A 16,259-nucleotide genomic window follows, 5' to 3' on the forward strand; every position below is an offset into this window, starting at 1 on the left:
TTTCATGCCCATGTCTATTATACAATACAATGACACTGATATTCATCATTCTTTTGCTCATTTTTCAAAATTGGTCCATCTCTCCGCTATTTTGCGTCGTGTCAATATCCATAAATCGCGCGGTATTAAAACTGAACGCTTATTTGAGTGGTTATTGACCACAATCTTTAATCGCTACTCCATTTTTAGAGCAGAAAAGGCTAACGATTTTTCAAAACGAACTGTTCGAAATTGCCTAAATGACCCGCATATTAATTGGCAACGGCTGGTTCAGCTATTAGCGATTCATTTGATTCAATACGTTCAACATTTTACCGATCCAAGACGGCGACAGGCTTTGATCATTGATGATTCATTGTTTAAACGTGAATTTTCACGCAAAACTGAACTATTGGCCCGTGTTTTTGACCACGACAAACAGCAGTATTTTAAAGGCTTCCGGACACTAACTTTAGGCTGGAGTGACGGCAACACTTTTTTACCGCTGAACTTTGCCTTGATGTCATCAAGCCACGCCAAAAATCGATTTGGGCGCCTTAAGTCCAATGATCAACGATCACTGTCCGCAAAACGACGTACGCAGGCAACACGTAAAATGACCGCTGTCGCTTTAGAATTGGTAGATGAGGCAATCAAATCTGGAATCAAGGCCAAATACGTCCTATTCGATAGCTGGTACACGTCACCGCGGATGTTTGCGGCATTGCTAAAACGTCACTGTCATGGGATTGGCATGTTGAAAAAAACTAAAAAGGTTTATTTTCGTTATCGTGGCCGCGAAATGGATATTAAGACCTTATACGCTAATTTGCGGCGCAGTAAATGGCCAATTAAGGATAACTATCTATACAGTCCCATCGTCACATTTGAAGTTGATGGCGAAAAGATCCCAATGAAATTAGTTTTCGTAACCAAACGCGGCCAGGTTGATCAATATCTTGTATTGGCGACCACAATGACTGCTCTAAGACCAGAAGCAATCATTCAGATGTACGGTCGGCGGTGGCAGATCGAATGTTATTTTAAAGTCGCCAAACAATACCTGCAATTTGATCAGACTCAAGTCCAAAGCTACGATGGGCTCTGCGGTCATCTAGCAATGGTCATGTTAAGCTATGACGTCCTTGCATTGGCACAACGCGAAAACATGGACGACAGGACACTGGGTGACTTATTTTTCGATTATGGGCGCCCGTTGCCCGATATTAAGTTAGTAAGTGCGTTGAATTGGTTGATACAAACAATTACTGGTCTAGGTGAAAAACTCGACATGGCGGTTGAAACATTAAATATGATTTTTGACGAATTTATAAAAGCATTACCGAATAGCCTTGGCAGGCTACTCGGTAATGCTCAATGAAGTGGAAATTAGTAATATAATGTGCCATAACCGTTTGGCATCAATGGTTACGGTCCATTTTGATACTTTCAACCTTTAGCTGTAAAAGTAAATTAATAAATTAAAGCGAAGTGCCGTGATTTCTAGGCACTTCGCTTTTTTGTTATTTTTAATCTAAAATATCATTCAACCATTCAGTGGCAAGTTCAAACCAATGACCAACGTGGGGATTAACCGTCTCACTATCATTACCCGTTTGTTGGTTGGCTAATGCAAGACCATGGGGACCGTGGCGGAAAAGGTGACTTTCAACTGAAACTTCGGCGGTCTTTAACGCCTCTACATAAGCGAGTGAATTAGCAGAAGGAACAACGTTATCATCCAAAGTTGTCCAAACAAAAGTTGGGGCGTTGGTGGCGGTCACTTGTTCGTCCGCGGCGATGAAGTCTGGATCGTCCGCCCACTTTTGAACGGTTGCGGCATCCTTTGGAAAACCGAGCTTAGGACTGACAACAGGATAGCCCATGATTGCGGCGTTAATTTTTAATTCATCGGCGCCAAAACCAGTTGCCTTAGTTAACCAAGCACTATCCCAATAATCATTATAAAGCCCAACAATATGGCCACCAACCGAGAAGCCAGCAATGACAATCTTGTCAGAATCAAGCTGCCATTCATCAGCGTTTTGGTGTAGTAGCTGGACGGCCTTAGCCAGTTCAATTAATGGTTGGGGCATTAACGGTTGGGCTTCATCCATAAAGGAATAACGAAGGTAAAAGCTCTGGAAGCCTTGGTTGGCGAAAGCCAGTGCCATTGTTTCGGTTTGTTCAACTGGAATATGCGTATAGGCGCCGCCCGGAATGATGATAATTGCTGGTAGTTTGGTCTGACCAGCAGCTGGATCAGGGGATTTTAATAATCCCTTCAAATAGGGACCGGCCATCCCTTTAGCCGTTAATGGTTTTTCAATAATCTGCATAAGCATCCTCCTTATCAAATTTGTTTCTAATCAATTCTAGTATGGGCCAACTAAGAAGAGAAGCAAGCACTTTACATTGTAAAATTTTAAAGTTCACAAAATCCAGTTAGTGGACTAAGCTAGTAGGGAGTACAACTGGAAAGAAGGCAAAAATATGGAAAAAATTGGTTTTGTGGGAACTGGTGTTATGGGTAGTGGCATCATCAATAACCTTTTGCAGGCAGGTTATCAGGTTGTTGTTTACAATCGGACAAAGGCACACGCAGCAGAGGTGCTTGCGGCTGGTGCAACCTGGGCGGACACACCAAAGGCCGTCGCACAGTCAAGTGATGTGACTTTCACAATGGTTGGTTTTCCGGCCGACGTTGAGGCAGTCTATTATGGTGCTGCTGGTATCTTTGCCGGTGCCAAGGCCAACCAGTTGTTAGTCGATATGACGACAAGTACGCCAACTTTAGCAAAAAAACTAGCGACGGATGGACAAGCGCAACAGTTTCAAGTAGCAGATGCGCCTGTTTCTGGTGGTGATATTGGTGCCAAAAATGGCACTTTGACCGTTATGGTTGGGGCTACGAAAGCGGCCTATGAACAAATGCAGCCAATTCTGAAAGCTTTTAGTCAACGCGTTAATTTATTTGGTGGACCTGGTTTGGGTCAGCACGCCAAGATGGCCAATCAGATTATGATTGCCGGCACGATGACTGGCTTGACCGAAATGTTAGTTTACGCACAGGCTGCTGGGCTTAACCTAACCGATGTTTTGGCCACCTTACATGCTGGTGGTGCTGACAATTGGAGTATGAATACGTACGCACCGCGAATCTTGCAGCACGATTATACGCCAGGCTTTTTTGCCAAACACTTCTTGAAGGATTTGCGAATTGCGCTGGATGAAGCCAAAAAGATGAAATTAGATTTGCCAGCAACCAAAACAGCTGCGCAACTATACGAGCAGTTAGTTGATCAAAAACAATTGGGCAATGACGGAACGCAGGCATTGATCAAACTCTGGTGGCCAGCTGGCGATCAGCCAACTAAATAACTAGGAGTAGTTTAGACTAAATTATGCGAATAAAAGACGATCAAAAACGCTTGGCTATTTTAAAAAGTGCAACTAATTTAATTGTTAAAAATGGATTGAGCAGTGTGACAACGGCCAAGGTTGCTAGGGCTGCGGGTCTTGTTCAGTCTAATTTGTATATTTATTTTTCTAGTAAGGAAGTTCTTCTAGCAACTGTTTTTAAAACAACGCAGGAACAGCTTGCCGATTATTTGCGGCAACAATTAACGGATGTTGAAACGCCGAAAGAACAGCTGGGAATTTATATGCGTGCGCTCTATCAATATAGTATTGAACATCCAGAACATGTTCAGTTGTTGCAACAATTTGCGGCCGATCCAATCTTACAGACACTGCCAGTACCAATTCAACAGCGGCAGGCCATTTTTAATGCCCCAACCGATTTTTTGGCGGCCGGTATCAAGGCAGGTGTTTTCCGTAAAACGGCTGCGTCAATTCTGCAAACCATGATTAGCACAACTTTATTGACTTACGCTCATGCAGTGACGGCTAAACAGTTAGATCCAGTCAAAGTACCATTAGAACAAATTTTAACGTTACTTAAGGCGGCCGTTTTAATTTAAAAGAGGCCTGAATTAATTAATGGATTGTGTTTAAATAGGTACTTTCCACCCACTGTTGTACAACCGGCTTTGAGCGTATAATAAAATTAAGTGGGATCTTAAGAACTGAGGAGGACTGACTAAATGTATTATTTTTTAAATGATAATATGCAAGCCCAAAAATCTGGTATTGAGCACGCCGAAATTAAGCGGTTAATGCTATTCAATAAAAATAATGTCGCCGCAAAAATTGTCACGCGTTCATTTGCGCTGGATCTTCATCAGGTACTGGCACAAGCGAATATTAGTACTGCTAATTTTATTAACTTATTTGATTTTTTTAATAACACTGAACAAGTGGATTATCAGCAGGTTACCGTGAATGATTTAAAGCTGCCAGATGATTGTTCGTTGCAAAAAAATGGTCATGATTATGTTGTGACCCAACAGGATAAGCGCTTGATGATTATCACAACGCGCGAACCAGAGTTTACTGATCTTAAAAATATTCAGTATCTAGAACCTAATGGTAAAACCGTAAAAATGATTTGGTACGATACGCGGGGCTTCATCAGTTTGGAGCAATATTTTGATTGGGATGGTAAGATTGCTAACGAACAATACCTTGGTCGCGATGGTGTGGCCCACATTCAAAAATTACATTTGTTGGATCGCCAAGGAAATGAACAAAATTCGTGGCGGATTTTAAATTATCACGGTCAAGACTATTCTTTTAACGGCATGGCCGAACTAACACGTTTCTTCTATGATGAACTGAATCAAAGTGATGGCGGGCACAATGTTTTCATTTGTGATCGAACGGTTGAGCTAGCTTGGTCGTTGTTCCACATGGAAACAAAGGCCTTCAAAGTGTTGCACTTGCATAACGACCACGTTAATGATCCTAGCGATATGCAACATTCAACTTTGAATTCCAATTACGAACATGCCCTTAATAATTTGGGCCAGTGGAATGCGGTTATTTCAGCAACGCCACAGCAAACAACTGATATGGTGGCGCGTTTTGGTGAAAAGGTTCCTGAATTTACGATTCCAGTTGGGTTTGTCGCCAATGAAACACTGAATGAGCCCCACGTCGATTGGCAAACGCGGACGCCTCAAAAATTGGTTGAAGTTGCTCGTTTAGCACCAGAAAAACAGCAAGATCAGGCCATTAAGGCGTTTGAAAAAGTTCACCAGCATTATCCTAAGGCAACCTTGGAATTCTGGGGTTACAGTAACGGCGATACTGAAGAAAAATTACGCAAACAAGTGACTGAAGCTGGCTTGACGGACAGTGTTAAATTTATGGGCTATTCAGAAAATGTTAGTGAGATCTATAATAGTGCGCAAATTGGGTTATTACCAAGTCGGGCAGAAGGCTTCTCACTGATGTTATTGGAAGCCCAGGCGCACGGGCTGCCGTTGATTGCCAACGATATTAAGTATGGTCCCGCTGATATTATTCAGGATCAGAAAACGGGAATTCTAACTAAAAATGATGATATCGACGGTTTGGCCGAGGCCATTCTTGATTTATTAAGTAATCCGGCAAAATTGATGAACTTTAGTGAGGCTGCTTACGATAATAGTCGGCGTTATTCAGAAGATGCAGTTATGGCTCAGTGGCAACTTTTAATTACTGAGGCTGATCGTTTTTACCAGCAGCAACAAACTGTCGCGGAGGTTGATTAAATGTATTACTTTCTAAATCAATATATTTTTGAACGCAATTCAGGGGTTGAACACGCAGAAATTAAGCGGGTGCAGCTATTTGACGCTAAGGGTGTTCCGGCAAAAATTGTTACGCGGGATTTCGATCGTTCACAGCACCGAACGATTAAGCAATTTGGGTTAACTGACGATGATTTGGTTAATATGTTCGACTATTTTCAAAACGCTGAGCACATTGATGAATCCGATTATAAAACCTTGCACATTCAAGACCTACATTTGCCAGTTGATTATCAAATTGAACCAGGCGCCAATGTAAGTCACGTTCGTAGTGGCGATCATTTGGTAGAAGACGTTTGGTTTACGCCGGGAACGATTGGCCAATTGTATTACGTTAACTTTTTTGATGCTTCGGGGAATTTAAGTCAAACTGATTTATATGATTGGCGCGGCTTCAAGTCTGCGGAACAACTCTACGGGCAAGATGGCCAATTAATGGCGGAAAATCTGTATACACCAACTGGTAAGCGCGTAATGGAGCGCTATTACGTTAAGGATACGCAGGGCAATCCACTGAACACGTTGATTAGGCTCATTACTGATCAAGACGTAGAGCACTATTTTACTAATGTTGAAGATCTATTTACCTTCTTCCTCGATAAATTAAATCAGCAAACTGAGGAAACTAACACCTTTATCGCCGATCGACCAGGAGTTGCCAATCAACCGCTACTGGCGATGACAACTAAGGCGCGCAAATACATCTTTTTCCCAATTGCCCACGCAACTGAACCAGAAGATCAGCTGAATGCGCCATTAGATGGCTATTATCAAGTTCCGTTAAGCATGCAAGGCTTGGCAAAATTGGACGGTCTAATTACGATGACTAACCGGCAGCGTGGTGATTTAGAAATGCGCTTAAAACAGCCGCAAATGCCAATTATGGCAATTTCCGGTGGTGTTATTCCGGCTGAACAGGCCGCAAAGGCACCAATTATGATGGCCAAACGAACATCACACAAGCTCTTATTTGTTGGGCGCTTAGGCTCAGAAAAGCGGGTTGATCAGCTTATTCGAGCGTTTAATTTAGTGCATAACGGTATGCCAGACGCAACGCTGGAACTACGGGGTTATGGTCCTAGTGAAACAATTGATGAGCTTAACGCTTTGATTAAGGAGCTTAATCTAACTGACGCAGTTAGCATTCCGGGCTACACGGCGGACTTAAACGATATTTATGATAGCGCCCAAGTCTTTGTCATTGCCAGTCGGATTGATGCCCAGCCTTTAGCCATGATCGAAGCCTTGAGCCATGGCTTACCAATTGTTAGTTATGATTTCAATTATGGACCCAATGAAATTATTGAAGATGGCGAAAATGGCTTTTTAATTGAAAATGGAAATATGTTTAGTATGGCCAATAGTATTATTGAGTTATTTAAGGATCCAAATAAATTACAGAAATTCAGTGAACAGGCCTATAGCAGCAGTTCACGCTTTTCTGAAGATACCGTTTGGCAGCAGTGGCAACAAATTGTCCAGTAGCACAGGCTTTTAGTGCACACTAGAATAATGATCGGAAATAGGAACCGCGATAACAAGCAATTTTGTCGTGGTTTTTTTTTTTGTTCGATTTTCTATTTTCAGAAAACTAAATAACGAGTAGACTAATAGCAATTAGGAATGGTGCTTAACTGGCGGCCCAACTTTTGTAAAAAATGACCGCCAACAATAATTTTTAGTTATCAATATTTTTTGTTGTCTAATCAATATGCATTAGGAAAGTAAGTCTTTACATATATAAAAAAATAAAGGAGGCCTGAACAGATGGCGACAGGCTATTTATTACGAATCGTTTTTAATGAATTAGAGATGGATAGTGGACACCATACGTTGGCCCACCGTGTGCTACGTTACTTATGGGCGCAGCATGTTGCCGGCGTTACTATGCGTAAAGGCATGACCGGAATTGATCAACATAATAAACGGCATGACAGTATTTTGGAGGACGAACCATTTAATGATTTGCCGCTCATTATTGAATCAGTCTTACCAGCGGAAACCTATCAGGCAGTTGTACCAGGCGTTAATCGGATTATTGCAAACAAAGGACAAATTAGTGCGGCTAGTGGTCAGATTGGGAGTGAAATGATGCAAACTGAGGGACAACATTACGTTGTAAAATTATTTACTGAAACTTGAAAGTATGAAGACAGACTGATCCCTTGGTATCACAGGGCATATTTTAATTAATTTAACCATTTAGCTTGCTGTTAACAGCGAAACTAACCGTTTCGGCAAAAATGTGAAGAACTGATTCATCATCTGAATAATTTGGGCTCTTCTTGCATAAACTTCATGATTAATAATCGTTTTTAACGAATTTAGAAGCCATACCAGTGCTTGAGACAACTCAATATCTGGCATGGCTTCGTTCATTATAAAGAATAAATCCCCAATGGTGCGATCATCCTGATTTTGCCGTTCCTGCCAAGCTAATAGGTCATAAGTCATCATGACAATTGCTAAATGCCCACAAAGCCCGTCATAATTTTGAACTTGTGATTTGTCGAGCCGCAAGTATTGCTTGGCAACTTTAAAGTAATTCTCAATTTGCCATCTTCGGGCGTATAGTTGAATGATCTCTTGTGGCTGAAGGCCTAACTGAGTCGTTGCCAGTACTAGGTAGTCATCTTGACGGGCCCGATTAGCCACAAATACCAAGCGAAGCTTGAATTTTTGGTTCCCGACGTGCGCTTCGACAAAGCAGCTGTATTGATAAGCTTGCTTGGGTTGATATTTTGAGGCCTGCAGTCGCTTGTATAATGCTTTAACTGAATATTGCCGTCCGCGATATTGATAGTAAATTTTGCTGGACCGTTTAAGCATGCCCACGCCGTTTAATCCCAACTTGGTTAATTCATAGAACATTTTTGGTGAGCTATACCAGCTATCAAATAACACATAGTCAGCTAGAACGCCATTTGCGAGGGCTTGCTTGACAAGTTGCAATGAAACGAGGTTCATTTTTTGCTGTGCTTGGCGACGTCTCCGGCCAGCAATTGTTCGTTGATCGGTTGTTTTAGCTGATTTTCCAAGGACGTTTTGTGGCTTCTTGGAAGACATTAATGCAAAGTTGATCGGTAAGAATGTATTGGCGTCACTCCAACCCAAAGTTAAAGCCCGGTATCCCTTAATATATAACTGTTTGTCATGGTCAAAGACTCGCGCTAGTAATTCGGTTTGGGTGGCGTACTCACGGGAAAAGAGTGTATCGTCAATGATCAATGCTAACCGCCGCCGGCGGTCAATAAACGGTCGTAAATGCTTGATTAAATGACTCCCAACTTGACAAATCAAGCGTTGCCAATTGATCCGGCCATCGTTCAAATTATTTCTGACGGTGCGACTGGTAAAGTTAGGTGTTTCATGGGCTCGATAAAGCGAGCGTCCCAGGAACTTTGTCGTGAGCAGCCATTCAATGACCTTCATCAAGCTGATTTCTGAATGCCGGCGATAATTCACCAACTTGGTGAGTTTAGATAGACCAATGAGGGAAGTAAATTGATGAACAATATTGTGAAGCTCGTTTTCTGTATTTTTTTGTCTTATAATATTCATGACGTAAGTCTCCTTTGTATCTTGGTTTTGGTCGACTAAAGTATACAACGCAGGAGAGCTTGCGTTTATTTTTTTGCCAAAAAAGCCAATAACCACACGCCTTTGGCGTGATTATTAGCTTTCAAGTTTCAGTTATTTACTAAAGCTGATAATCAGTGGTTTAGAAAAGATCACTACGAAGATGTGCTTGATTTGTTGCAGAAACACCATGTCGGCTGGGCAACCGTTACCCGGGGAATTGCCGGCTACGGCAAGGATCACGAAATCCACCGACCAAAAGTTTTTTCGTTTAGTCATAATGAACCAATTGTTGTCGAAGCGATTGTTGCTCAAGTTGACTTACAGCCACTATTAACGGCTATGGCTCCTTTGGCTGCGGATGGTGTCTTGTTTACAACGGCAGTGGATTTAGTTAATGGCGGTGATGTGAATGGATAGTTTAGCGGTTGCTTTTTTCGCCTTTCTCGGTGGCGATCTACGTTTTTTCTTAAGCTCAATCATCCCTAACCAGCATTTTCCAATTGCGACAGTATTAATTAATTTAACTGGGAGTTTTTTGCTGGCCTTTATCACAACTTACATTGCGGAACGCTGGCCCTTGCCCCATTGGCTTGTCGTTGGTATGAGTACGGGCTTTGTCGGTGCATTTACGACCTTTTCCGGTTTTAGTTTAGAGGAATTAACGTTACTAACGCGGCACCAACTGGGTCTAGGTGTAATCTATTTACTGACCTCATTAATCGGTGGTTTCTTATTGGCTAGTTTTGGAATGGCACTGGGACGAAAACTTTTAAATTAGCACGTATCGCAAAGGTACTTAGGTGTACTTTTAAACTAATTTTATTAGCAGCTTTCAATCAATTTAACACAATCACATTTGCAAAAAGTATTCGGTTCACGCGGCATAATTTTTTAGCCGTCGTTAAAAAAGGGGGAAGCGAAAATGGCATTTATGTTGGTTGATTTAGGTGCGGCAATTGGAGCGGTAATCCGCTTTACAATCAGTAATTGGGTTAAACGAGTTGCAAATATTCGCTTCCCAATCGCAACGTTTGGGATTAATCTAGTTGGCAGCTTCTTAATCGGATTATTAAGCTTTAATCCGGCCACTTCAATTAATCACCTACTATTTAGTACTGGTGTTTTAGGTGGGCTCACCACCTTTTCAACTTTGATGAACGAGTTAGTCATCTTTCAACGAAGGGGACAGTGGTATTCATTGCTGCAGTACTTAATATTATCTACCGTGTTAGGTGTTGGGCTGGCCTACTTAGGTGTTTGGGTTGCTGGGTGGCTGTAGGTGAGTTCTTGACTAGTGCATTGTCAACCATAAAACTGTGGTTCCTATTCAATTGTGTACTAACTAAACAATTAAATTAATCAATAATCAGAGTTCAATCACTGCCAAGGTGAAATGGAGGCGCTGGCGTATCAGCCGTGTCGAAGGTACTTGATGACCGAATTGTGGTCATTTAGTACCTTGCGTGATTGACAAGATCCATTTTCTTTTCCGAATGGGTTTAATCGGAAAGAAAATTAGCTTGGCAACGCGCCACTGTCGCTCATTCTTAACAACTAATTTTAGCAAGTATTAATTACTAGAGCATATTCGCTAAACAGGACTTGTTTCCCGTTGTCGATTGGACTAAGCCGAAGTCCGGCAAGTCCAAGTCGCACGCGTTCCATACGCCAGCGCCGCAGTGTAACCTAACCAAATCTGCCCACGTGGAATTCAGTAGCCAAGCGGTCTAAGCATTATTTTTAGTAGCGATATATTAAATATGAGCGCTACATCCCATTAGCCGCGTTTGGCAAATACCTTTACTAGTATTTACCTAACTCATTTAGTGGAAACCTGTTTGAACTTCCCATCTAGGCATTGTTGTGCTTAAATTAACTGCTTTTAAATTATTTTGATCAAAACTTGATGGTGATCAAGTTAAACTGAACAAAACCTCAGTATACTAAAGTCATTCAATCGATAAGGGTATTTTATTAAAGGAGTGACTGAGATGAAGTTTGAACGTTTTATTCAGAAGAACACGAACAATATTACGATTGCAACGGCGATTTTAATTGCCATTGGTTTTATTGCAAATTGGCTAGGGTTGCACACATTGTATACGGTGGCGTTTATCATCGCTTCGATTATAGCGGCGGTGCCAATTATCATTCGCGCGTATGAATCTTTGCGCGTTAAGACGATCAGCATTGAATTACTAGTCAGTATTGCGGTAGTCGGTGCTTTCATCATTCAAGAGTACAATGAATCAGCAATTGTTACTTTTCTTTTCTTGTTTGGCGGCTTTCTAGAAGAGAAAACTTTGGCCAGAACGCGCCAGTCAATTAAATCGTTGACTGAAATGGCCCCAACCACTGCCTTAGTGGTTCAGGATGATGGGACAACGGTTGAGACGGACGTTGATGATGTTGACGAAGGTGATGTCGTCTTGGTTAAAACTGGCGCGCAAGTCCCAGTTGATGGCGATATTGTTGATGGTGCTGGCTATTTAAATGAGGCCAGTGTTACTGGTGAGTCAAAGCTAGTGACTAAACGGGAAAAGGATGCCGTTTTCTCTGGAACAATTCTCGATAACGGAACCTTACAGATTCGTGCCACTAAGGTTGGTGATGACACCACTTTTGCTAAAATTATTGAGTTAGTTGAGGATGCTCAGGACACCAAATCTCATGCCGAGAAATTTATTGATCGGTTTGCCACTTACTACACACCAGCAGTTATTTTAATTGCTTTAATCGTTGGTCTGATTTCCCGGGATTTTCGTTTGGCAATCACGGTTTTGGTTCTAGGTTGCCCTGGTGCTTTGGTTATCGGTGCGCCAGTTTCTAACGTTGCTGGGATCGGTAATGGTGCCAAAAATGGTGTTTTGATTAAAGGTGGCGAGGTTGTGGATACCTTCGCCAAAGTGGATACATTAGTCTTTGACAAAACGGGAACCTTGACTAAGGGAACAACTGAAGTTTCTGCGGTCAAGAACTACGCGGCCGATGCCAAGCAGGTGTCCGCGCTCGTTGCTAAAATCGAGAGTCTTTCGGATCATCCGTTAGGTAAGGCAATCACTGATTACGCAACTAATAAACAAATCGATTTTGATAAATTGGCCGTCACTAATAGCACGACAGTCAAGGGACAAGGGGTTAGCGCCACAGTTTCTGATCACCAGTTGTTAGTCGGCAATCAAAAAATGATGACTGCTAATCAGGTTGAATTAACCACCTCACAGTTGGCTGACTTACACCAATTACAATCTGAAGGCAGCTCGACAGTGATTGTGGCAGTCGATCAGGTCATTCAGCAGATTATCGGTGTCTCGGATGTTGTCCGGGACAATGTGCGGCCAGCCTTGGCGCAGTTAAAGCAAATGGGGATTAAACATTTGGTTATGCTGACAGGGGACAATCAGATTACTGCTAATTACGTTGCTGAGCAATTAGGAATTGATGAAGTTCACGCCAATTTATTGCCTGAGGATAAAGTGAAATTTGTTAAACAGTTTAAGGTTGCCGGCCGAACAGTTGCTTTCATCGGTGATGGGATCAATGATAGTCCTTCAATTGCAACCGCCGATATTGGCATTGCCATGGGCGGTGGCACGGATGTCGCCGTTGAAACGTCCGATATTGTGTTAATGCGTTCCAGCTTTGCCGAACTAGTGCACGCGTATGGCTTGGCCAAAAAGACAGTTTTAAATACTCGCGAGAACATCGTCATTGCCATTGGGACCGTTGTTTTCTTACTCATTGGTTTGATCTTCGGTTATATTTACATGGCTAGTGGGATGTTTGTTCATGAAGCCAGTATCTTAGTGGTTATTTTTAACGCAATGCGCCTGATTCAGTACCGACCGCGCAGCTCTAAGCAACAAACAGCTACCAAACAATCAGAAGTATCCCACGCCTAATTAAAAGCAAAAACTTGATTTCAATCAATTTTTTTATAAAGCAGGCGTTCTATACTATAGATAATCAAATAAAGAAGAAATGAGGTTTTCACTATGGCAAAAGCAATTATGCAATTAGATGGTTTAACTTGCCCGTCATGTATGCAAAAAATTGAAGGGGCATTAAAGAAACAAACTGGTGTTGAGAACGTTAAAGTTTTATTTAACGCTAGTAAAGTAAAGACGGATTTTGATGAAAGTCAAACAACGGCCGAAGATTTGGCCGCAGTCGTAAATCGCCTGGGCTATGAAGTGCAAAGCCTCAAGGTTAAACAACCTAAATAACTGGAGGAAACAACAATGGCAGAACTAACAATCGATGAAAAATTTGAACAGGAATTAAAGCAAGCAGATATTGATCACCACACACCAACTGCTGGTGCCATGACGGGCCATATTTTGTCCAATTTGGTTATTCAGGCTAGTAAATTACAGCAGGCCGCGTGGTACGTTAAAGGGCCCGAACGTTTTTCATTGGTCCCTAAGTTCACTGAATTATTGGCCCAAAGCCAACAGTTAAGCAGTGAATTAGGTCACCTTTTGTTAGACGAAGGGGAAGTACCACCATCCACAACTGCTGATTATCAAAAGTACAGTATGCTAGAAGAATCCGGCAAGAATAAATATTTCACAGCAACGGCCATTGTCGACGCTACTGTGCATGACTACGATACGGAAAATTTATTTATCGATCGCGCAATTAAATTGGCTGAAAAAGAAGAACGACCGGCGTTGGCCGCCTTTCTAGTCAAATTGCGTGGCATTAATAATCATAATATCCGTGACCTTCAATTCTATCTTGGTAACGACGCACGAACTGGCCTGGATGAAGAAGACGATGACGACGATTAAATATCCGCGCTAATTAGTCAGATAGATACCAGCAAAAGTATTTTACAAACACTTTCTAAGGAGTTGTGCCAACTTATGGTGCAACTCTTTTTTGTCCGCTTGACTTACTTTTTGGTTACGCTTTTAATTAACGTAACGAGTGGGGGGACATTTATGCAGCAAATTTTAATTGCGGACGACAATACCGATTTGCGACGTTTAGTGCGTAATCAGCTAGCGGCAGCAGGCTTTGACACAATTGAGGCCAGCGATGGCCAACAGGCGGTTACGTTGGCTGAACAGTATGATGTTGTTCTGGTAATTTTAGATATCATGATGCCTAAGCTGGATGGCGTTGCGGCCTGCGCGGCGATTAAACGTGCGAAAGATTTACCGGTGATTATGCTAACGGCTAAAAGTGATATTTTTGATAAGCAAAAGGGTTTTGCGGCTGGCTGTGATGATTATTTAACCAAACCATTTGATGAGCGGGAATTGTTATTTCGGGTTCAGGCTTTATTGCGCCGTTACCATAATTTACTGGCCAATGTGATTGAGATTGGCAAAATCCGTTTGAGCCGGCAACAATATTCTTTAGAAGTGGCCGGGGAAGAACTTTATTTGCCACTGAAGGAATTCGAGTTGTTATACCAATTGGCGGCACGACCACAACAAATATTTCCCCGGGAAACTCTGATCCAGCACATCTGGGGCACTGATTACGATGGAAGTGACCGAACGGTTGACGTGCACATCAAGCGTCTCCGTAGTCATTTGCCAGCCAATAGTGGCATCGAGATTAAAACAATGCGGGGCGTTGGCTATAGCTTGGAGGTTACGGTATGAAAGCTTCGTTGTACCGTAAAAGTGTCCTAGTGATCGTGATCATTGTTGCCAGCAGTCTCTTCCTCGCTTTTTTAGGTGCAAATCACTATTATCACCAGCGATTACAACCGGCCAATGATAATAAAATGACGGCAATTACTAAGAAGGTTGGTCGTTTTTACCAACAGTTACCAATCAAACAGCGGCAAACGTATTTACAAACCATTGCCAAAAGTGGTTACCAGATTGCAGTAATTGACCGTAATGGTAAAACTGATTTTTACGGGCGCCAATTCCGGCAGAAAAATTTCCCGGGAAATAAACGACAATCCATTTTTGCCGGGCAAACGTACCACGGAATTCGGGCCTTTCGTAAAGGAATCTTGGTTACGGGCTTTTTTGACAGTGATATTACGGATACGATTGGTGTTCGGCTGAATCGACAGCAGGCGCTATTATTGCGAACGGACCCAAATGTTCAATTTGGCGAATTACGGGTTTACTTTACGGTGCTGAGTGTTTTAGCGGTTATTCTGGCCTTAGTGTTACTTTTTATTGCGCTGCGAATGCTAGTGCGGCCGATCTTACGGTTAACTAAGGCAACGGAAAAAATTGCGGCGGGAGATTACCAAAAGCCAGAAATTAAAGTATCTTCCCGGGATGAACTGGGGCGGCTAATTGTGGCATTTAAAAAAATGACGGCCGCACTAGCCCAGGTAGAAGCATCGCGAAATCAGTTTGTTGCTGACGTTTCACACGATCTTCAGTCGCCGTTAACCGCGTTAAATGGTTACGCTAAGGAATTACAGCAATCCGATTTACCAGCAGCCACCCGGGCAGAGTACCTCCAAATCATTCAACAGGAAACTGAGCGTTTATCTTCGCTAACCAAACAACTGCTTTTACTGGCTTCAGTTAGTCAGGAACAAGTTTTAACGCAAAAAGAATCAATTCAAGTGGCGGAACAGTTGCGCCAAGTGATTCAAACATTTTTATTTCAATTAGACGAAAAGGACTTACTAGTGAGCACACATTTAGTTGAAGCCATTGTGCTAGGGAACGCCGATCTTTTGTTTCAGGTTTGGCAAAATTTGTTAACCAACGCCATTCGTTACGCACCAGTGGGCAGTACTATTTCAATCACGCAACAAGTAAAAGCAGAAACGCTTCAAGTCGAAATAAGTAATCAAGGAGCACAAATTCCGCCAGCTATTCAGGCACATTTATTTGATCGTTTTTATCGGGCCGATCAAACTCGTGGGACGACCCATAGCGGATTGGGTCTGGCAATCGCCCAGGAAATTGTCACAATACATGGCGGTCAAATTTCCGTTAAATCAACGCCTGAAGTAACTTCTTTTTGTGTTTCGTTACCTTTAAAGCGGTAAGCTCAATTAAAATACGC

General features: G+C 42.2%; 15 protein-coding genes and 1 pseudogene. 14 read left to right on the forward strand and 2 right to left on the reverse strand.

Annotation, left to right across the window (positions count from 1 at the left end; all coding sequences use genetic code 11):
• The first annotated feature begins 10 nt into the window (after nucleotides 1-10).
• Entirely contained in the window at nucleotides 11-1,360 is a 1,350-nt protein-coding gene (locus tag AYR53_RS04830; protein WP_068281225.1) for an IS4 family transposase, read from the forward strand.
• 148 nt (nucleotides 1,361-1,508) lie between these two features.
• Here the strand turns inward: AYR53_RS04830 and AYR53_RS04835 are convergent, their stop codons facing one another.
• Nucleotides 1,509-2,318, reverse strand: coding sequence for a lp_1002 family arylesterase (locus AYR53_RS04835; RefSeq protein ID WP_068225727.1), 810 nt, complete (start codon nucleotides 2,316-2,318; stop codon nucleotides 1,509-1,511).
• A 154-nt stretch (nucleotides 2,319-2,472) separates the two neighbouring features.
• On the opposite strand from AYR53_RS04835, the gene AYR53_RS04840 reads away from it, so the two are divergent.
• The 5 genes from AYR53_RS04840 to AYR53_RS04860 all read left to right on the forward strand — a co-directional run bounded on the left by AYR53_RS04840 (nucleotide 2,473) and on the right by AYR53_RS04860 (nucleotide 7,817).
• Nucleotides 2,473-3,360 carry an NAD(P)-dependent oxidoreductase gene (locus AYR53_RS04840; RefSeq protein ID WP_068225726.1) on the forward strand — a complete coding sequence of 296 codons (888 nt, stop codon included), beginning with the start codon at nucleotides 2,473-2,475 and terminating at the stop codon, nucleotides 3,358-3,360.
• Between the two features lie 23 nt (nucleotides 3,361-3,383).
• Entirely contained in the window at nucleotides 3,384-3,962 is a 579-nt protein-coding gene (locus AYR53_RS04845) for a TetR/AcrR family transcriptional regulator (protein ID WP_068225725.1), read from the forward strand.
• A 123-nt stretch (nucleotides 3,963-4,085) separates the two neighbouring features.
• On the forward strand, nucleotides 4,086-5,636 hold the full coding sequence (asp1, locus tag AYR53_RS04850; protein ID WP_068281224.1) for an accessory Sec system glycosyltransferase Asp1: 1,551 nt from the start codon (nucleotides 4,086-4,088) through the stop codon (nucleotides 5,634-5,636).
• Entirely contained in the window at nucleotides 5,637-7,160 is a 1,524-nt protein-coding gene (gene asp1 / locus AYR53_RS04855; RefSeq protein ID WP_068281223.1) for an accessory Sec system glycosyltransferase Asp1, read from the forward strand.
• A 282-nt stretch (nucleotides 7,161-7,442) separates the two neighbouring features.
• A complete protein-coding gene (locus AYR53_RS04860; RefSeq protein WP_068281222.1) occupies nucleotides 7,443-7,817 on the forward strand; it encodes a DUF190 domain-containing protein in 375 nt (124 codons plus the stop codon).
• A gap of 60 nt (nucleotides 7,818-7,877) precedes the next feature.
• On the opposite strand, the gene AYR53_RS04865 is transcribed toward AYR53_RS04860, so the two are convergent.
• On the reverse strand, nucleotides 7,878-9,236 hold the full coding sequence (locus AYR53_RS04865) for an IS4 family transposase (protein WP_056973869.1): 1,359 nt from the start codon (nucleotides 9,234-9,236) through the stop codon (nucleotides 7,878-7,880).
• 141 nt (nucleotides 9,237-9,377) lie between these two features.
• Between AYR53_RS04865 and AYR53_RS04870 the strand changes: the two are divergent.
• The 8 genes and pseudogenes from AYR53_RS04870 to AYR53_RS04905 form a co-directional block, all read left to right on the forward strand.
• Nucleotides 9,378-9,674 (forward strand): annotated as a pseudogene (locus tag AYR53_RS04870) (DUF190 domain-containing protein); the annotation flags it as partial.
• Nucleotides 9,667-10,035 (forward strand): fluoride efflux transporter FluC, encoded by a 369-nt coding sequence (locus tag AYR53_RS04875; RefSeq protein WP_068225721.1) that lies wholly within the window; start codon nucleotides 9,667-9,669, stop codon nucleotides 10,033-10,035. The pseudogene AYR53_RS04870 and the gene AYR53_RS04875, both read left to right, overlap by 8 nt.
• Before the next feature lie 144 nt (nucleotides 10,036-10,179).
• Entirely contained in the window at nucleotides 10,180-10,536 is a 357-nt protein-coding gene (locus AYR53_RS04880; protein WP_068281220.1) for a fluoride efflux transporter FluC, read from the forward strand.
• A gap of 712 nt (nucleotides 10,537-11,248) precedes the next feature.
• Entirely contained in the window at nucleotides 11,249-13,159 is a 1,911-nt protein-coding gene (locus tag AYR53_RS04885) for a heavy metal translocating P-type ATPase (protein ID WP_068281219.1), read from the forward strand.
• A gap of 93 nt (nucleotides 13,160-13,252) precedes the next feature.
• Complete coding sequence (locus AYR53_RS04890; RefSeq protein ID WP_068225718.1) at nucleotides 13,253-13,483, forward strand: heavy-metal-associated domain-containing protein; 231 nt, start codon at nucleotides 13,253-13,255, stop codon at nucleotides 13,481-13,483.
• Nucleotides 13,484-13,498: 15 nt separating this feature from the next.
• Complete coding sequence (locus tag AYR53_RS04895) at nucleotides 13,499-14,050, forward strand: ferritin-like domain-containing protein (protein ID WP_068225717.1); 552 nt, start codon at nucleotides 13,499-13,501, stop codon at nucleotides 14,048-14,050.
• Between the two features lie 153 nt (nucleotides 14,051-14,203).
• Complete coding sequence (locus AYR53_RS04900) at nucleotides 14,204-14,875, forward strand: response regulator transcription factor (protein ID WP_068225716.1); 672 nt, start codon at nucleotides 14,204-14,206, stop codon at nucleotides 14,873-14,875.
• A complete protein-coding gene (locus AYR53_RS04905; protein WP_068225715.1) occupies nucleotides 14,872-16,242 on the forward strand; it encodes a HAMP domain-containing sensor histidine kinase in 1,371 nt (456 codons plus the stop codon). The genes AYR53_RS04900 and AYR53_RS04905 overlap by 4 nt, the downstream gene beginning before the upstream one ends.
• The last annotated feature ends 17 nt before the right edge of the window (nucleotides 16,243-16,259 follow it).

It is taken from the genome of Loigolactobacillus backii (assembly GCF_001663675.1).
GTDB lineage: Bacteria > Bacillota > Bacilli > Lactobacillales > Lactobacillaceae > Loigolactobacillus > Loigolactobacillus backii.

Bases quoted from the DNA above. Each gene is read 5' to 3' on its own strand.
- AYR53_RS04830 (WP_068281225.1), top strand. From the start codon at position 11: ATGTCTATTATACAATACAATGACACTGATATTCATCATTCTTTTGCT.
- AYR53_RS04845 (WP_068225725.1), top strand. From the start codon at position 3,384: ATGCGAATAAAAGACGATCAAAAACGCTTGGCTATTTTAAAAAGTGCA.
- AYR53_RS04895 (WP_068225717.1), top strand. From the start codon at position 13,499: ATGGCAGAACTAACAATCGATGAAAAATTTGAACAGGAATTAAAGCAA.
- AYR53_RS04840 (WP_068225726.1), top strand. From the start codon at position 2,473: ATGGAAAAAATTGGTTTTGTGGGAACTGGTGTTATGGGTAGTGGCATC.
- AYR53_RS04835 (WP_068225727.1), bottom strand. From the start codon at position 2,318: ATGCAGATTATTGAAAAACCATTAACGGCTAAAGGGATGGCCGGTCCC.
- AYR53_RS04865 (WP_056973869.1), bottom strand. From the start codon at position 9,236: ATGAATATTATAAGACAAAAAAATACAGAAAACGAGCTTCACAATATT.
- AYR53_RS04890 (WP_068225718.1), top strand. From the start codon at position 13,253: ATGGCAAAAGCAATTATGCAATTAGATGGTTTAACTTGCCCGTCATGT.
- AYR53_RS04880 (WP_068281220.1), top strand. From the start codon at position 10,180: ATGGCATTTATGTTGGTTGATTTAGGTGCGGCAATTGGAGCGGTAATC.
- AYR53_RS04860 (WP_068281222.1), top strand. From the start codon at position 7,443: ATGGCGACAGGCTATTTATTACGAATCGTTTTTAATGAATTAGAGATG.
- asp1 (WP_068281223.1), top strand. From the start codon at position 5,637: ATGTATTACTTTCTAAATCAATATATTTTTGAACGCAATTCAGGGGTT.
- AYR53_RS04900 (WP_068225716.1), top strand. From the start codon at position 14,204: ATGCAGCAAATTTTAATTGCGGACGACAATACCGATTTGCGACGTTTA.
- AYR53_RS04885 (WP_068281219.1), top strand. From the start codon at position 11,249: ATGAAGTTTGAACGTTTTATTCAGAAGAACACGAACAATATTACGATT.
- AYR53_RS04905 (WP_068225715.1), top strand. From the start codon at position 14,872: ATGAAAGCTTCGTTGTACCGTAAAAGTGTCCTAGTGATCGTGATCATT.
- AYR53_RS04875 (WP_068225721.1), top strand. From the start codon at position 9,667: ATGGATAGTTTAGCGGTTGCTTTTTTCGCCTTTCTCGGTGGCGATCTA.
- asp1 (WP_068281224.1), top strand. From the start codon at position 4,086: ATGTATTATTTTTTAAATGATAATATGCAAGCCCAAAAATCTGGTATT.